This window comes from Streptococcus sp. HMSC068F04 (assembly GCF_001837455.1).
Taxonomy (GTDB): domain Bacteria; phylum Bacillota; class Bacilli; order Lactobacillales; family Streptococcaceae; genus Streptococcus; species Streptococcus salivarius_D.
Genome location: NZ_KV832464.1, coordinates 61,627 through 77,221, shown reverse-complemented (window position 1 = coordinate 77,221; position 15,595 = coordinate 61,627). Strand labels below are relative to the sequence as shown.

The following is a 15,595-nucleotide window of genomic DNA, read 5'->3' as shown; positions in this document are numbered from 1 at the left end:
TTAGTCTAGTTCCACTCTTTTTTTCTTACAAAATAAAGCTACCTAAGAGGCTAACGAGGGTGAAGCTGATAGTTGCATAAAATACAGCGAGACGAGTTGCCTGAATAGGTTTATAGAGTCGAATTAGTGTTAGGACACACCAAATAAAGAGTACTGTGACAAACCAACCTGACAGTAAGCGACGTGGCGTCACACCATAGAGTGCCATATAAACGCCAAAGAGTGTCCAGGCTCCGATTAAGAAATATTTCAGTGGGAAGATGTAGCTGGTGTATATGAGGTCTAGCCAAACCGTAATTCCCAAACGCTCTTGACTACTTTGTCCAGTGCGTGCCATAAAGTAAAGGAGGATACTCGCATGAAGGCAAAGAATCTGAGCGCTCCCCCAGTTGTCGTGCAGGCCCCAGAGACTAATTTGCATGCCTTGGAGTAGACTAGTGACCATAAATATTCCCGATTCAAGTCGTATTCCCTTTGCTTTTCCACCTAATAGGCGACAGCCCAGCTCAATCGTACTGATCAAGACAAGGGTTGCTGGAAAGGCAAAGGAAAAATAGGCGAGAAAAAATATTATGCTCACATTGAATGATAGATTGTACTGGCTATATTGTCAGAAACAGTCAAATGATAAAGATAGTTTTTTAGAGATTAACTGTTTATTTATCTGGGATTAAACAGAGGACTCCTATTGAGAATTACCAAATGTAATGTCATTTTTTGACACTAGATGTTAGATTGACTAACATGTAAATATTGCAAAATTTCTGAAAATTCGTTGACATGTGTTGTCAAAGTAGTATGATATTAACATAAAATAACTTAGGAGGTTCTTATGTTAGGTGTCATCCTACTCTATGTTGGTATGGTTTTGATGAGTAATGGACTCCATCGTTTAGAGGGTATTCCTGATAAATCAAATGTTGTCATGAATATCTTTACGGGTGGTTTGGGTTTGATTCTCAACATTATTGTCATTGCTTATGGAGCTTGTACAGGGCAAGGCGCTGAATGGTTTTATGGTAGCGCCACTGGTCTTTTATTTGCCTTCACCTACCTTTACTCAGCTATCAATACGATTTTCGATTTTGATCAACGTTTGTATGGGTGGTTTAGTTTATTTGTGGCAATTAATACGCTACCAGCAGGGATTCTTTGCTTAACATCTGGATACGGTGGTAATGCTTGGTATGGTATTATTTGGTTCTTATGGGGTATTCTATGGCTAACTGCCTTTATTGAAATTAACCTTAAGAAGAACCTAGGAAAATTTGTCCCTTACCTAGCTATTTTTGAAGGAATTGTAACAGCTTGGATTCCAGGGCTTTTGATGCTTTGGGGCAAGTGGTAAGCATTGATTTAAGGAGGAAAAACGATGCAATTGACAATGCGTGAGCAGGAAAAAATGATGATTAGCCTTGCGGCTATGATTGCTCAACGACGTAAAGATAAAGGAATCAAATTGAATCATCCAGAAGCGGTTGCTTTGATTACAGACTATGTGCTTGAAGGTGCAAGAGAAGGTAAAACTGTTGCCCAATTGATGGATGAAGCTCGCAATCTTTTAACACGTGAAGATGTTATGGAAGGTATTGCGGAAATGATTCCAATGATTCAAGTTGAAGCTACTTTTACGGACAGTACAAAACTGGTTACTGTTCATGATCCTATTCAGTAAGGAGAAATGTAATGATTCCAGGTGAATACCATGTGGCGAGTGAGCCAATTGATTATAACGGTGGTTACGAAGCCATTAGTCTTGAAGTGAAAAATGTGGGTGACCGTGCTGCTCAAGTGGGCTCTCACTACCATTTTTATGAAGCAAACGAAGCTGGTCTTCAATTTGATCGTGAAAAGGCGCGAGGCAAACGTCTAGATATTCCAGCAGGTACAGCCATTCGTTTTGAGCCAGGTGAAACGAAAACAGTACAACTTATTGACTTTGGAGGGAAACGTCGTATTTTTGGTTTCAATAACAAGGTCAATGGTTTCTTAGACTAGAAAGAGGACAAATCGATGAGTTTTAAAATGGATCGTGAAGAGTATGCTCAACACTACGGACCAACTGTAGGTGATAGCGTACGTCTTGGAGATACCAATCTTTTTGCAGCCATTGAAAAAGACTTTACTGTTTATGGACAGGAATCTAAGTTCGGTGGCGGTAAAGTTTTGCGTGATGGTATGGGTGTTAGTGCTACGGAAACACGTGACAATCCATCAGTTGTTGATACCATTATTACAGGTGCAACCATCATTGACTATACAGGTATTATTAAAGCAGATATCGGTATTCGTGATGGTAAGATTGTTGCTATCGGTCGCGGTGGTAACCCAGATACAATGGACAATGTGGACTTTGTTGTGGGTGCTAGTACAGAAGCCATTGCTGCTGAAGGTTTGATTGTGACTGCTGGTGGTATTGACCTTCACGTACACTATATTTCTGCCGACCTTCCTGAATTTGGTTTGGATAACGGGATTACTACCCTCTTTGGTGGTGGTACTGGTCCCGCTGACGGAAGTAATGCAACAACATGTACACCAGGTAAATTCCATATTACTCGTATGTTGCAAGCTGTTGATGATATGCCTGCTAACTTTGGTTTTCTTGCCAAAGGTGTTGGTTCTGAGACTGAAGTGGTTGAAGAGCAAATTAAGGCTGGTGCAGCAGGAATTAAAACACACGAGGACTGGGGTGCGACTTACGCAGGAATTGATAATTCCCTTAAAGTTGCGGATAAATACGATGTTTCCTTTGCGGTCCACACTGACTCTTTGAATGAGGGTGGATTTATGGAAAATACTTTGGAATCCTTCCAAGGTCGTACCGTTCATACCTTCCACACCGAAGGTTCAGGTGGTGGACACGCTCCAGATATCATGGTCTTTGCTGGTAAGGAAAATATTTTGCCATCATCAACTAACCCAACTAACCCATACACTACAAATGCTATTGGTGAGTTGTTAGATATGGTTATGGTTTGCCACCACTTGGATCCAAAAATTCCAGAAGACGTCTCTTTTGCTGAATCACGTGTACGTAAACAAACTGTGGCTGCAGAAGACGTTCTTCATGATATGGGTGCCCTTAGTATCATGACTTCAGATGCCATGGCAATGGGACGTGTCGGTGAAGTAGCCATGCGTTGTTGGCAACTAGCTGATAAGATGAAGGCTCAGCGTGGTCCACTTGAAGGGGATTCAGAATTTAACGATAATAATCGTATCAAACGTTACGTGGCTAAATATACAATTAACCCTGCCATCACTAACGGTATTGCAGACTATATCGGTTCTGTAGAAGTTGGTAAATTTGCAGATTTGGTTATCTGGGAACCAGCACAATTTGGTGCAAAACCTAAGTTGGTGCTTAAGGGTGGTATGTTAACTTATGGTGTTATGGGTGACGCTGGTTCAAGTCTTCCAACACCTCAACCACGTATCATGCGTAAATTATATGGTGCTTACGGTCAAGCGGTTCATGAAACAAATCTTACATTTGTCTCTCAATATGCTTATGATCACGGTATCAAAGAAGAAATTGGTTTGAATAAGATTGTTCTTCCTGTTAAGAATACGCGTAACTTGACTAAGCGTGATATGAAGCTTAATGACTACGCTCCAAAAACAATCCGTATCGATCCACAGACCTTTGATGTCTTTATTGATGATGAGTTGGTTACTTGTGAGCCAATCCATACGACATCATTGTCTCAACGTTATTTCTTGTTCTAAGGAAGACGCTATATAAATGAGGCTGGAATTTTTCCTCCAACCTCTTTTGTATTTTATAGCCATAACATTTTTAGCGCTTTATTAAGTTGCTATATGAGTTTGATGCTAGATTTTTAAAATGTAATAGAAAAGGAAAAAGTATGATTTTTACAAAAGTAGACGCTCTTGTTAAAGATATCGATGTGGACAAATACCATATTGAAACAGTCATTCTTTCGAGTGATGATCTTAATAAAAAAATTATTCGTGTGAAAAGCGACCACGGCAATGAATTTGGTATTCGTCTTGATAAGGGACAAAAATTGCAAAATGGCTCTGCCTTTTTTATCGATAATCACCATGTCCTAGCTATTGGGGTTGAGTCACAGGATTTGATTGTCATTTCACCTAAAGATATGGATGAAATGGGAATCACAGCTCATATTCTTGGGAATACTCATAAACCGATTGAGGTGAAAGATGCCAAGATTTATTTAGAGGTTGACCCAGTTGTAGAGCAAGTCTTGACTCAAAAAGAGATTGCCTACACGATTGAAGAAGTGGTCCTTGATAAGCCCCTACGCCATGTGAATTTAACTGCCCATGAACATTAATCCCTTTGCTAATGTGTCTTTGCAAGATTATCTTGAAATTGTGCAAATTGTCGATTCAACCTTTCCAATTGGATCATTTAACCACTCTTTTGGGATGGAAAATTATCTGCGCGAGGATACTGTAACAGATGATAAAGGTTACGAAGAGTGGCAAGAAGCCTATTTAGCTAGTCAGTTTAAATATGGTGAAGGTCTTGTAATCAAATTGGTTTATGATGCTATGGCTACAGACAACTTAGAGCAGGTTTGGCATTATGATAAGGTCTTGACAGTTTCGACGCAAGCGCGTGAAACAAGACAGGGGACTAAAATGATTGCTAAACAAATGCTTCGACTCATTCAAAGGCTCCATGCTATTCCGGTATTGGATGACTATCAGTCCAAAATACGTAAGGGTGAGGTCTTCGGCAATCCAGCTATTGTCTTTGCGCTCTATGTGTTTAACAAGGGCTTGGGATGTAGTGAAGCTATTGCACTTTATGGCTATAGCGTGATTTCGACGATGGTTCAAAATGCTGTTCGTGCCATTCCACTTGGACAGTTTGCTGGACAAGAGATTGTTTTACGTAGCTTTTCGCAATTAGAAAAAATGACACAGGAAATTCAAGAATTGGACGCGTCCTACCTTGGGGCCAATACGCCTGGTCTTGAATTAGCTCAGATGAAACATGAAACACAGGTATTCCGCCTATTCATGTCCTAAAATATCAACAAGGTTGAGAGGAAAAAACAATGACAAAACGTACTGTAATTATTGGAGTTGGTGGACCTGTTGGTTCAGGTAAAACCCTTTTGCTTGAGCGTCTTACACGACGTATGTCCGACTTAAATTTAGCAGTTATTACTAACGATATCTATACAAAAGAAGATGCTCTTTTCTTGGCTAAAAATTCAAGCTTAGATGAAGACCGTATCATTGGTGTAGAAACTGGTGGATGTCCTCATACTGCTATTCGTGAAGATGCTTCTATGAACTTTGAAGCGATTGAAACTCTTCAAGAGCGCTTTAACCATGATTTGGATGTTATTTTCCTTGAAAGTGGTGGGGATAACTTGGCTGCGACCTTCAGTCCTGATTTGGTTGATTTCACCATTTATATTATTGACGTTGCTCAGGGTGAAAAAATTCCACGTAAGGCTGGTCAAGGGATGATTAAGAGTGATTTGTTCTTGATCAATAAGACTGACCTTGCACCTTATGTTGGAGCTAACCTAGATCGTATGCGTGAAGATACCCTTCATTTCCGTAACGAAGATTCTTTCATTTTCACAAATTTGAATAATGATGACAATGTTAAGGAAGTGGAAGAATGGATTCGTAAGAATTTCCTACTAGAGGACTTGTAAGATGACACAAGCATACGATGGCTTTGTCCATCTTGGATTTTCAAACCGAAATGGTCGTACAATTTCCCACAAGAAATACCAAGAAGGTAACTCTCGAGTATCAGCGGATAATTCAGATGCCAATGGTGTTCCTTACTATTTCCTAATTAATATGGGTGGGGGCTTTGTCGAGGGTGAGCAGTATCAAGTGACCATTGATGTTAATAAAGATGCTCATGCCTTGGTAACAACCCAAACACCTACCTATGTTTACAAGTGTGAAAGAGGACAGTTGACGCAACAACATACGTCCATCACACTTGAAGAAAATAGCTATTTGGAGTACATGGCTGATGAAGTCATTCCCTATTTGAGATCACGCTATTTCCAAACAAGTCGTATTGATATGGATAAGTCTGCCCACTTGATTTATTCAGATGGTGTGACGGCAGGTTGGTCTCACGAGGATTTGCCGTTTCAATACCATTATTTTCGTAATTTGACACAAATCTACCAAGATAATGAGCTTGTTTATAGCGATCAGACCCTCTTAGAGCCTCAGAAACAAGATATGTTTAAGCTTGGTTATTTTGAAGGCTGGCGTAATTATAATAGTTTGGTAATGGTGTCACCAAATATTGACGAGGCTTTTGTTAAGGCTTTGCAGAAGCACTTAGAAGATCTGAATTTAGAGTCTGATTTTGCTATTTCATCCTTAGATATCCCAGGTCTGGTGTTACGTATCTTAGGAAAAACTGCTGAGGATAATCGTCGCGTCATTTATGCCTGTGCAGACTATTTTAGACAAGAAATACATGGATTAACCCCTTTGAATTTGAGAAAAAATGATATGAGGAGATAAAAAATGCATATTCCTGAAAACTACCTAAGCCCTACGACTTGTGCGGCAATGGGGGCAGTTATGTTGCCTATTTGGTATAAGGCCGTCAAGGAGGTAAAGGTTAAAGTTGATACTGATAAAAAAACGATTCCTATGTTGGGAATCGGGACTTCCTTGTCCTTTCTTATCATGATGTTTAATCTTCCAGCTCCGGGTGGAACTAGTGCCCATGCTGTTGGGGCAGTACTAATTGCTATATTGTTAGGACCTTGGGCTTCCTGTTTAGCAGTTAGTGTAGCCCTGGCTATGCAGGCCTTGCTCTTTGGTGACGGTGGAATCTTGGCCTTTGGTGCTAACGCCTTTTGTATGGCAGTTGTTATGCCATTTGTAGGTTATGCTGTTTATAAACTCTTGAATAAGTGGACAAAGAACAGGATAATTGCCAGCTTTTTTGGAGGTTATATTGGGATTGTAGCTGCAGCTCTGACTGTTGCAGTTTTACTAGGAATTCAGCCTATTCTCTTTAAAGATAGTAGTGGTAATCCGCTTTACAACCCATACCCTTTGAGAGTGACACTTCCAGTAATGGGCTTGACTCACCTCCTCATCGGTCTGGTAGAAGGATTCTTCACAGCTGGTGTTCAAGAATTCATTGAACGTTTGAATATTGATAATACTCAGGAACTAACGACTAAAAAACTACGTCCTTTATTGCTCTTTATCCTAGCCTTGATTATCCTAACACCACTTGGTTTATTGGCGACGGGAACAGCTTTTGCGGAATGGGATGTCAAAGAGTTGGTAGAAAAATTGGCTCATTATCATGTGGAAGCCCAAGCGCCAAAAGGAATGTTGAATGGTTTCTCATTCAATGCCCTCTTCCCAGATTATAGTATCGCAGGTGTTCCAGAAGTCTTGGGTTATATTCTGAGCGCTGCTTCTGCTGTTTTGATTTTCTTCATCCTCTATCGCTTGATTTTCGGTAGAAAGGTTGAAAAATGATTCTGCCAGAATGGATGTCGGAAGAGCGCCCGGTAGTCACTAAAGTCGGTAGAAATAACTTTCTTATCCGGAATCGTCACCATCTGGAAGCTCTGCTTCAAAAGTTTGAAACGCATCCTTTAAAAGTAGCATCAGTCTTTCATCCAACAGCTAAGGTTTTACTTCTCTTTTTCTTACTTATTTCAGTGGGAATTAGCCGAAATCTCACAGTTTTGTGGATTCTAGCCTTGTTTTTAGGAGCTGGAGTGGCTTTTCTGCCACATTCTGTTTTAGTAAGAACCTTGAAAAAGACTGTAGTGTTGTTGATTTTTCCTTTAGTTCTTTATCTACCGCATCTCTTACTTAGCGGAGGTCAATCGCTCTTTCTTTTTAGACTTCCTTTGATTGCTGTAGCCATTGCTTATTATTCAGAGACAAGTACAATAAGTGAGATGTTAGCGGCATTAAAAGGGTTGCATTTTCCTGATCTTGTTCTGCTCCAGTTAGATATCACCATAAAATATATCGATGTCTTTGGAAAACAATTAATGGATTTGCTCAAAGGGATTGAAGCGCGAAGCTTTGGTGGCAATCATCGTTTCCGGATTGGAAGTAATATCTGGGGAATTTTATACCTTAAAGCCATACGCTATGGTGAGGAACTGACTCAAGCCATGGAAGCACGTTGCTTTGTCGGTGAATATGTCAAGTCATCACAGTCATTCACATGGAAGGACTGGCTGGCCTTGATAAGTCTAGTAGCAGTGATTTTAGGACAGATTCTGTTAGGAGGATGAGATGTTTCAATTGAATCAAGTGGCCTGTGCCTATGAACAAAAAAAGGTCTTTACTGGTCTTGATTTGGAGATTAGACAAGGACAATATGTGATGTTGATGGGAGAAAACGGGACTGGGAAATCAAGTCTTATCAGTTTATTAACCGGCTTTAAGCAGGAAGAATCTGGACGCATTCTTTTCTTAGGGAAGGACCTCAAAGAATGGCTGAAGGACAAACGTCAAAAACGAGATTTTTATAGCCGCCTCGGAATCCTCTTTCAGGATGTGGATAGTCAATTATTTAATAGTACTGTCTATGATGAGATTGCTTTTGGACCTCGTCAGCTAGGTCTGACTGAAGAAGAGGTCTCACAGCGGGTCCAAGACACACTATCCCTGCTGAAAATTGAAGATTTACGGGATCGCGTTCCCTATCAACTGTCTGGTGGAGAAAAGAAGAAAGTGGCCTTTGCCAGTATCATGGTAACGAATCCAGATGTCTATATTCTTGATGAACCCTTCAATAATCTTTCTAAAGAATATGAAAAATTTTTTAGGGAACTTCTACATGAGCTTCATTCAGCTGGGAAAACCATTATTATGTCTGCTCATCACTTCAAGCACCTTCATCATGAAAAGGCTGATGTTCTTCTTTTTGAAGATGGCAAAGCTGATTTCTTTCCTGCCCAGGAAGTGCTCAATAACCAGCAAGTGATTGAGCGTTTGTCACATTATTAATAACTATAAGTAGAAAATCGTTATTGGTTTTCTACTTTTTCTTTGTCAAACAATTAATACTTTTAGGTGATAGTATTTTCTTATCACCTTGATTATGTTTAAGTATTAGTTAAGCCTAGTGAATTCTGTTACAATAAAAACAATCAATCTCAAAGGAGAGTATTATGAAACTTAAAAAAATTCTTGGAATTACAGGTGTAGCTATTGCTTCAGTAGCTTTGCTTGCTGCATGTTCATCTAAATCATCAAAAGAAGCATCTAAATCTTCAGGTGCTAAAGAAACAATTAACTTTGCCACTGTTGGGACAACAGCACCATTCTCATATGAAGAAAATGGTGAATTGACTGGTTACGATGTGGAAGTGGCCAAAGCAGTCTTCAAAGACTCTGACAAATATGAAGTGAAATTCCAAAAAACAGAATGGTCTTCAGTCTTCACAGGTCTTGACTCAGCTAAATACCAAATGGCTGGGAACAATATCTCTTATTCAGAAGAACGTGACCAAAAATATCTCTTCTCATATCCAATTGGTACCACACCAGCTGTTTTGACTGTTCCAAAAGATAGTAATATTAAGAAATATGATGATATTGCTGGACACTCAACGCAGGTTGTTCAAGGAACATCGACAGCTACTCAATTGACAGAGTTTAACGATAAACATTCAGACAAGCCAGTTGAACTTAACTACACAAATGAAAATATTACACAAATGTTGACAAGTTTGAATGAAGGCAAGTACGACTTCAAGATTTTTGATGCACCAACTGTTAATGCAATCATCAAAAATAATAAATTGAGCAACTTGAAGACTATTGAGCTTAAATCTGATCAACAACCATACATCTACTTCTTGTTCGCAGATAACCAAAAAGACCTTCAAAAATTTGTAAACAAACGTTTGGAAGAACTCCAAAAAGATGGTACTTTGGCGAAGTTGGCTGAAAAATTCCTTGGAAATAAAGATTATATTCCAACTAAAGATGCTTTGAAAGTTCCAAGCAAAAAATAAGAAAGGAGCTGGGAATGATTCTCAGCTTTTTTATATAATTAAAATCTAGGACACGTTATAGTTAAAAACTATAGATATATACAATTATAAACAATTTGATACAATTCTCATCCTATGGGATAATAATTTTACACTTAAAACAATTAAAGGGAGTTCGTTATGAAACTTAAAAAAATTCTCGGAATTACAGGATTGGCAGTCGCTTCAACAGTAGCTTTGGCTGCTTGTGGTGCTGGTGGTAACAAATCAGCTAAAGATGATAAAACTTTGACAGTTGGTATCATGACTTTGGATGATACAACCGAGCCATTGTGGGATAAAGTCAAAGAATTGGCCAAAGACAAGGGTGTTACTATCGAGTTGAAAGAGTTCACAGACTACAACCAACCAAATGAAGCCCTTAAAAACGGTGAAATTGATGTTAATGCCTTCCAACACATTTATTTCTTGAACAACTGGAACAAAGAAAATAAAGGTGATGTTGTTGCGGCAGCTGACACTCTTCTTAGCCCAATCCACCTTTTCTCAGGTACTGAAAACGGAAAAGCTAAGTATAAAGATGTTAAAGAGCTTCCAGAAGGAGCTACAATCTCAGTACCTAACGATGGTACAAACGAAAGCCGTGCTTTGACACTTCTTCAAACAGCTGGTTTGATTAAGTTGGATGTTAAAGATGGTGAATTGGCAACTATCAAGAACATTTCTGAGAATCCAAAGAAATTGGATATCAAAGAAATCTCAGCTGAACAAGCTGCCCAAACTCTCTCATCAGTAGATGCAGCGGTTGTTAATAACTCATACGCACAACAACAAAACGTTAACTATGATACAACTCTCTTCCAAGAAGAACCAAGTCAAGATTTGAAAGATTGGGTTAACATCATTGCAGCTAATAAAGATTGGGAAAAATCAAATAAAGCTGATGCTATCAAGACTTTGATTAAAGCCTACCAAAACGATGAAGTAGCACAAATCATCTATGATGCATCTAACAAGGTTGACCTTCCAGCATGGAAAGGTGCCCCAACACAAGATCAATTGAAAGCTAATTCAAAGAAATAAGCTAAAGACAGAGGGCGTGTGGGAGCACGCCATTTTGTTGTGTATGAAGGAGACGATTTGATGGCATTTTCAAGTGAAGAAGAGCAGTTACTAAAATTCCGTAACGATGAAATTGCTCAGCACTATTTTGAAGTTTTGCGGACTTTGATTTCTAAAAAATCTATTTTTGCTCAAAATATTGGTCTCTATGATGTGGCTGCTTACCTTGGTGAGATTTTCTCTGGTGTTGGCGCAGAAGTGACAATTGATGAGACCTATACGGCACCTTTTGTCTTGGCAAAATTCAAGAGTCCAAATCCAGATGCGAAAACAATTATTTTCTATCAACACTATGATACGGTTCCTGCGGATAATGATCAGCCATGGACAGATGAACCTTTCCGTTTGACTGTTCGTAAAGGCTACATGTATGGTCGTGGTGTTGATGATGATAAGGGACATATTACAGCTCGTTTGACAGCCCTTCGGAAATATATTCGAGAGGTTGGCGACCTTCCTGTAAATATTACATTTATGATGGAGGGTGCTGAAGAATCTGCATCAACCGACCTTGAAAAGTATTTGGAAAAATACCGAGATGACCTGCTTCCAGCAGACCTATTGGTTTGGGAGCAAGGAAATCGAAATAGCAAAGATCAATTGGAAATCACAGGGGGCAACAAGGGGATTATTACCTTTGATTTGTCTGTCAAGAGTGCTGATGTTGATATCCACTCTAAATTTGGTGCAGTGATTGAATCGGCTTCATGGTACTTGCTCAATGCTATTTCAAGCATGAGAGATGATCAGGGACGTATCCTTATCGACGGTATCTATGAAAAGATTGTCCAACCAAACGAACGAGAGATGGATCTTATTGAAACTTATGCCATTGAAAATGCAGACAGTCTTCGTAAGATTTACGGCTTAAAACTACCCGTTTTAGAAAGTGACCGCCGAGCTTTCTTAAAAACTTACTATTTTGAACCTGCCCTTTCCATTGAAGGTATTTCAACAGGTTATCAGGGGCAAGGGGTTAAGACTATCTTACCAGCTCAAGCCAGAGCTAAGATGGAGATGCGTTTGGTCCCTGGCTTGACGCCTGAGTACGTTTTGGAGTGTATCAAGGCTCACCTCAAAAAAGAAGGATTTGACCGTATCAAGGTGACCTTCACTCTTGGTGAGGAAAGTTATCGTAGTGATATGTCTGATCCGGCTATTGTCAATGTTATTGAGTTAGCAAAAGGCTTTTATGAAGAAGGTGTTGCTGTGCTTCCAACGGCAGCAGGTACAGGGCCTATGCATATGATTCATAAGGCTTTGGGTGTTCCTATGGCAGCCTTTGGTATAGGAAATGCCAACAGTCGTGACCACGGTGGGGATGAGAATGTCAGCTTAGCAGATTACTACACCCACATTGAACTAATTAAGGAGTTAATTGCAAGTTATGAGTAATGTCATTATTGATTTGAAAAATATTGATATCACCTTTACGCAGAAACGCCGCACTATTCAAGCGGTTAAGGATGTGTCTATCCAGATTGAAAAAGGTGATATTTACGGAATTGTTGGTTATTCAGGGGCTGGTAAATCTACCCTTGTTCGTGCAATCAATCTTTTGCAAGTGCCTACCGCTGGTAAAATCACTATCGGTAAAGATGTGACTTTTGCAGATGGTAAGGTCCAATTGTCGACAAAAGAATTGCGTCAGAAACGTCAAACGATTGGGATGATTTTCCAACACTTTAACCTTATGGCTCAAAAGACGGCTTATGAAAATGTAGCCTTTGCCCTTCGTCATTCTAAACTAAGCAATGAAGAGAAAGACAAAAAAATTCGTGGTCTTTTGGAATTGGTTGATTTGGCTGATCGTGCGGAAAACTATCCTGCACAATTGTCAGGTGGTCAAAAACAACGTGTAGCGATTGCGCGTGCCTTGGCTAATGATCCTGAAATCTTGATTTCAGATGAGTCTACATCAGCCCTTGACCCTAAAACAACTAAGCAAATTCTTTCGCTTTTGCAGGATTTGAATAAAAAACTTGGTTTGACAGTGGTTATGATCACCCACGAAATGCAAATTGTTAAAGATATTTGTAACCGTGTTGCCGTTATGCAAAATGGTCAACTTTTGGAAGAGGGCAGTGTTCTTGATATCTTCTCAAATCCTCAAGAAGATTTGACGCAAGAATTTATTGAAACTGCTGCAGGGATTGAAGATGCCTTGGCTAAGATTAATGCACAACCTTTGGTGAAAAACTTACCAAGCTCAGCCCTTCTCGTTCAACTTAAATATGCTGGTTCTTCAACAGATGAGCCACTCTTGACCGAACTTTTCAAAGAGTACGGCGTTTCAAGTAACATCCTTTATGGTAACGTTGAGATTCTAGGTGATACTCCTGTTGGTGAATTGGTCGTTGTCTTGGATGGTGAAGCGGATCAGGTTCTTGCTGCTCAAAAAGCGATTGAAAATGCAGGTGTCAGCTTGCAAGTACTTAAGAAAGGAGCCCAATAATGGCAGATTGGATTCAACAAAACTTTCCAGATATTTATCGTATCGGTATGCAGGGGGTTAACTCTTGGCCAGACGCCATCTATGCGACTCTCTACATGACGGTTATTTCCTTCATCATTGGGGGACTTCTTGGTCTTGTTATGGGGCTCTTCTTGGTATTGACAGGTCCTCGTGGAGTTATTGAAAATAAATTTGTTTTCCAAATCTTGGATAAAATCACTTCAATCTTCCGTGCCATTCCTTTCATTATCCTCTTGGCGATTTTGAAAGGATTCACTTACTTTATCGTGGGGACTAACCTCGGTATGACAGCGGCCTTGGTTCCATTGTCAGCTGCAACCTTCCCATTCTTTGCACGTCAAGTACAGGTGGTACTTGCAGACCTTGACCGTGGTGTTATTGAAGCAGCACAAGCTAGTGGTGCAACACTTTGGGATACGATTAAGGTCTACCTTAGTGAAGGTCTACCTGAGTTGGTTCGTGTATCAACCGTAACTCTGATTTCCCTAGTCGGTGAGACTGCAATGGCCGGTGCTATCGGTGCAGGTGGTCTAGGTTACATCGCCATCTACTATGGATATAACCGTTCAAGTACATCAGTTACCATTTTGGCAACTTTCTTGATTTTGATTTTGATTTTCCTTATTCAATTCTTGGGTGATTTCTTGACACGTAAATTGAGTCATAAATAGGATTTGAGAGCCTGTTTGCCACAGGCTTTTCTCATGTCTTGACGATTTCAGATATTTATCATAGTATGGAAGCTATCGAATGCTTTATGGTTGAGTTAACCATAAAAAGGAGTTAATGAGTTATGAAACGTTTTATTTCAACTTGGAATAGGACCAGTCTAATTAAGCGTATTGCCATTGGTGTGGTAGTGGGTGCTGTGCTTGGTTTGCTTGTTCCTAAGTTTACGGTTATTGGTCTCTTAGGAGACATGTTTGTTGGTGGTTTGAAGGCAATTGCTCCACTTTTGGTCTTTGCCTTGGTTGCCAACGCCCTTTCCCAAACGCGAGAAGGTCAACAAAGCAATATGAAAACAGTTATTGTTCTTTATCTCTTTGGGACCTTTGCGGCAGCTTTGACGGCTGTTATTTCTCACTATATTTTTCCAATTTCTCTGAAGTTGGGAGCAGCGGCGGCGACTAAAGCGACGGCACCTCAAGGTGTGGGAGAAGTCTTTAAAGATTTATTGCTTAAGATGGTAGATAACCCTGTCAATGCCTTGGCTCAAGCCAATTATATTGGTGTTTTGGTATGGGCAGTTGTCTTTGGTTTCGCCATGCGAACAGCTAGCAACCATACGAAGGATTTGCTTAATACCTTGGCAGAAGTGACGTCACAAATCGTTCGTTGGATTATCAACTTGGCCCCATTTGGTATCCTTGGTCTTGTCTTTAATACTATTTCTGAGAATGGTGTTGGTGTTTTGGCAGATTATGGTATCCTAATCCTTGTTTTAGTGGGAACAATGGCCTTTGTTGCCTTGGTTGTTAATCCAATCATTGCTTTTGTGATGATGGGCAAAAATCCTTTCCCACTGGTTTTCCGTTGTTTGAAAGACTCTGGGATTACAGCCTTCTTTACTCGCTCGTCAGCAGCCAATATTCCAGTTAACCTTCAACTTTGTAAGGATCTTGGTTTGAATCCTGATACCTATTCGGTTTCTATCCCTTTGGGGTCAACTATTAATATGGCTGGAGCAGCCGTGACAATCAATGTCCTAACGCTTGCTGCAGTAACGACTTTGGGAATTCAGGTCGATTTTGCGACAGCACTCATTCTTAGTGTGGTTTCAGCTATTTCTGCTTGTGGTGCCTCAGGTATTGCTGGAGGATCCCTCCTATTAGTGCCGGTAGCATGTAGCCTCTTTGGTATCTCAAATGATTTGGCCATGCAAGTTGTCGGTGTCGGCTTTATCGTAGGTGTCATCCAAGACTCTTGTGAAACAGCCCTTAATTCTTCAACAGACGTTCTCTTTACAGCAGTAGCAGAAAAGAGCCGTTGGAAGAAAGCATAGCTAATTGTATAAGGT

General features: G+C 40.0%; 18 protein-coding genes. 17 read left to right on the top strand and 1 reads right to left on the bottom strand.

The genetic code is table 11. The annotated features are described in order from the left end of the window. Positions 1–25: 25 nt before the first annotated feature. Positions 26–445 carry a hypothetical protein gene (locus tag HMPREF2571_RS10745; RefSeq protein ID WP_231844793.1) on the bottom strand — a complete coding sequence of 140 codons (420 nt, stop codon included), beginning with the start codon at positions 443–445 and terminating at the stop codon, positions 26–28. 387 nt (positions 446–832) lie between these two features. On the opposite strand from HMPREF2571_RS10745, the gene HMPREF2571_RS02125 reads away from it, so the two are divergent. The 17 genes from HMPREF2571_RS02125 (at position 833) to sstT (ending at position 15,580) form a co-directional block, all read left to right on the top strand. Continuing rightward, positions 833–1,348: an AmiS/UreI family transporter gene (locus HMPREF2571_RS02125; protein WP_002886548.1), complete on the top strand. Its 516-nt coding sequence runs from the start codon at positions 833–835 to the stop codon at positions 1,346–1,348. A gap of 24 nt (positions 1,349–1,372) precedes the next feature. Beyond that, a complete protein-coding gene (locus HMPREF2571_RS02120) occupies positions 1,373–1,675 on the top strand; it encodes an urease subunit gamma (RefSeq protein WP_002886558.1) in 303 nt (100 codons plus the stop codon). Between the two features lie 11 nt (positions 1,676–1,686). After that, on the top strand, positions 1,687–1,998 hold the full coding sequence (locus HMPREF2571_RS02115) for an urease subunit beta (RefSeq protein ID WP_002886559.1): 312 nt from the start codon (positions 1,687–1,689) through the stop codon (positions 1,996–1,998). Positions 1,999–2,013: 15 nt separating this feature from the next. Then, on the top strand, positions 2,014–3,732 hold the full coding sequence (ureC, locus tag HMPREF2571_RS02110; protein WP_002886560.1) for an urease subunit alpha: 1,719 nt from the start codon (positions 2,014–2,016) through the stop codon (positions 3,730–3,732). 140 nt (positions 3,733–3,872) lie between these two features. Then, the gene (gene ureE / locus HMPREF2571_RS02105) at positions 3,873–4,325 is read left to right on the top strand and encodes an urease accessory protein UreE (RefSeq protein ID WP_002886561.1); all 453 of its coding nucleotides are present in this window, start codon (positions 3,873–3,875) and stop codon (positions 4,323–4,325) included. Continuing rightward, complete coding sequence (locus HMPREF2571_RS02100) at positions 4,315–5,028, top strand: urease accessory protein UreF (RefSeq protein WP_002886562.1); 714 nt, start codon at positions 4,315–4,317, stop codon at positions 5,026–5,028. Before ureE ends, HMPREF2571_RS02100 begins: the two co-directional genes overlap by 11 nt. A 29-nt stretch (positions 5,029–5,057) precedes the next feature. Next, positions 5,058–5,672: an urease accessory protein UreG gene (ureG, locus tag HMPREF2571_RS02095; protein ID WP_002889928.1), complete on the top strand. Its 615-nt coding sequence runs from the start codon at positions 5,058–5,060 to the stop codon at positions 5,670–5,672. A gap of 1 nt (position 5,673) precedes the next feature. Continuing rightward, positions 5,674–6,513: an urease accessory protein UreD gene (locus HMPREF2571_RS02090; protein WP_070847107.1), complete on the top strand. Its 840-nt coding sequence runs from the start codon at positions 5,674–5,676 to the stop codon at positions 6,511–6,513. Between the two features lie 3 nt (positions 6,514–6,516). Further along, complete coding sequence (cbiM, locus tag HMPREF2571_RS02085) at positions 6,517–7,494, top strand: cobalt transporter CbiM (RefSeq protein ID WP_045768777.1); 978 nt, start codon at positions 6,517–6,519, stop codon at positions 7,492–7,494. Further along, positions 7,491–8,270: an energy-coupling factor transporter transmembrane component T gene (locus HMPREF2571_RS02080; RefSeq protein WP_014633884.1), complete on the top strand. Its 780-nt coding sequence runs from the start codon at positions 7,491–7,493 to the stop codon at positions 8,268–8,270. The genes cbiM and HMPREF2571_RS02080 overlap by 4 nt, the downstream gene beginning before the upstream one ends. A 1-nt stretch (position 8,271) precedes the next feature. Next, a complete protein-coding gene (locus HMPREF2571_RS02075; RefSeq protein ID WP_070847105.1) occupies positions 8,272–8,988 on the top strand; it encodes an ABC transporter ATP-binding protein in 717 nt (238 codons plus the stop codon). Between the two features lie 164 nt (positions 8,989–9,152). Next, positions 9,153–10,001 carry an amino acid ABC transporter substrate-binding protein gene (locus tag HMPREF2571_RS02070; protein WP_014633606.1) on the top strand — a complete coding sequence of 283 codons (849 nt, stop codon included), beginning with the start codon at positions 9,153–9,155 and terminating at the stop codon, positions 9,999–10,001. A gap of 159 nt (positions 10,002–10,160) precedes the next feature. After that, positions 10,161–11,063 carry a MetQ/NlpA family ABC transporter substrate-binding protein gene (locus tag HMPREF2571_RS02065; protein WP_014633605.1) on the top strand — a complete coding sequence of 301 codons (903 nt, stop codon included), beginning with the start codon at positions 10,161–10,163 and terminating at the stop codon, positions 11,061–11,063. 60 nt (positions 11,064–11,123) lie between these two features. Beyond that, complete coding sequence (locus HMPREF2571_RS02060; RefSeq protein WP_070847103.1) at positions 11,124–12,497, top strand: M20/M25/M40 family metallo-hydrolase; 1,374 nt, start codon at positions 11,124–11,126, stop codon at positions 12,495–12,497. Then, positions 12,490–13,557, top strand: coding sequence for a methionine ABC transporter ATP-binding protein (locus HMPREF2571_RS02055; RefSeq protein WP_013990051.1), 1,068 nt, complete (start codon positions 12,490–12,492; stop codon positions 13,555–13,557). The genes HMPREF2571_RS02060 and HMPREF2571_RS02055 overlap by 8 nt, the downstream gene beginning before the upstream one ends. Next, positions 13,557–14,249, top strand: coding sequence for a methionine ABC transporter permease (locus HMPREF2571_RS02050; RefSeq protein ID WP_013990052.1), 693 nt, complete (start codon positions 13,557–13,559; stop codon positions 14,247–14,249). The genes HMPREF2571_RS02055 and HMPREF2571_RS02050 overlap by 1 nt, the downstream gene beginning before the upstream one ends. Before the next feature lie 122 nt (positions 14,250–14,371). After that, the gene (gene sstT / locus HMPREF2571_RS02045) at positions 14,372–15,580 is read left to right on the top strand and encodes a serine/threonine transporter SstT (protein ID WP_013990053.1); all 1,209 of its coding nucleotides are present in this window, start codon (positions 14,372–14,374) and stop codon (positions 15,578–15,580) included. Positions 15,581–15,595: the final 15 nt, after the last annotated feature.

Coding starts and splice junctions, on each gene's coding strand:
- HMPREF2571_RS02055 (WP_013990051.1), top strand. CDS start 12,490: ATGAGTAATGTCATTATTGATTTGAAAAATATTGATATCACCTTTACG.
- HMPREF2571_RS02050 (WP_013990052.1), top strand. CDS start 13,557: ATGGCAGATTGGATTCAACAAAACTTTCCAGATATTTATCGTATCGGT.
- HMPREF2571_RS02100 (WP_002886562.1), top strand. CDS start 4,315: ATGAACATTAATCCCTTTGCTAATGTGTCTTTGCAAGATTATCTTGAA.
- HMPREF2571_RS02070 (WP_014633606.1), top strand. CDS start 9,153: ATGAAACTTAAAAAAATTCTTGGAATTACAGGTGTAGCTATTGCTTCA.
- HMPREF2571_RS02125 (WP_002886548.1), top strand. CDS start 833: ATGTTAGGTGTCATCCTACTCTATGTTGGTATGGTTTTGATGAGTAAT.
- ureC (WP_002886560.1), top strand. CDS start 2,014: ATGAGTTTTAAAATGGATCGTGAAGAGTATGCTCAACACTACGGACCA.
- ureG (WP_002889928.1), top strand. CDS start 5,058: ATGACAAAACGTACTGTAATTATTGGAGTTGGTGGACCTGTTGGTTCA.
- HMPREF2571_RS02065 (WP_014633605.1), top strand. CDS start 10,161: ATGAAACTTAAAAAAATTCTCGGAATTACAGGATTGGCAGTCGCTTCA.
- HMPREF2571_RS02115 (WP_002886559.1), top strand. CDS start 1,687: ATGATTCCAGGTGAATACCATGTGGCGAGTGAGCCAATTGATTATAAC.
- HMPREF2571_RS02090 (WP_070847107.1), top strand. CDS start 5,674: ATGACACAAGCATACGATGGCTTTGTCCATCTTGGATTTTCAAACCGA.
- HMPREF2571_RS10745 (WP_231844793.1), bottom strand. CDS start 445: ATGGTCACTAGTCTACTCCAAGGCATGCAAATTAGTCTCTGGGGCCTG.
- ureE (WP_002886561.1), top strand. CDS start 3,873: ATGATTTTTACAAAAGTAGACGCTCTTGTTAAAGATATCGATGTGGAC.
- cbiM (WP_045768777.1), top strand. CDS start 6,517: ATGCATATTCCTGAAAACTACCTAAGCCCTACGACTTGTGCGGCAATG.
- HMPREF2571_RS02120 (WP_002886558.1), top strand. CDS start 1,373: ATGCAATTGACAATGCGTGAGCAGGAAAAAATGATGATTAGCCTTGCG.
- HMPREF2571_RS02080 (WP_014633884.1), top strand. CDS start 7,491: ATGATTCTGCCAGAATGGATGTCGGAAGAGCGCCCGGTAGTCACTAAA.
- HMPREF2571_RS02075 (WP_070847105.1), top strand. CDS start 8,272: ATGTTTCAATTGAATCAAGTGGCCTGTGCCTATGAACAAAAAAAGGTC.
- HMPREF2571_RS02060 (WP_070847103.1), top strand. CDS start 11,124: ATGGCATTTTCAAGTGAAGAAGAGCAGTTACTAAAATTCCGTAACGAT.
- sstT (WP_013990053.1), top strand. CDS start 14,372: ATGAAACGTTTTATTTCAACTTGGAATAGGACCAGTCTAATTAAGCGT.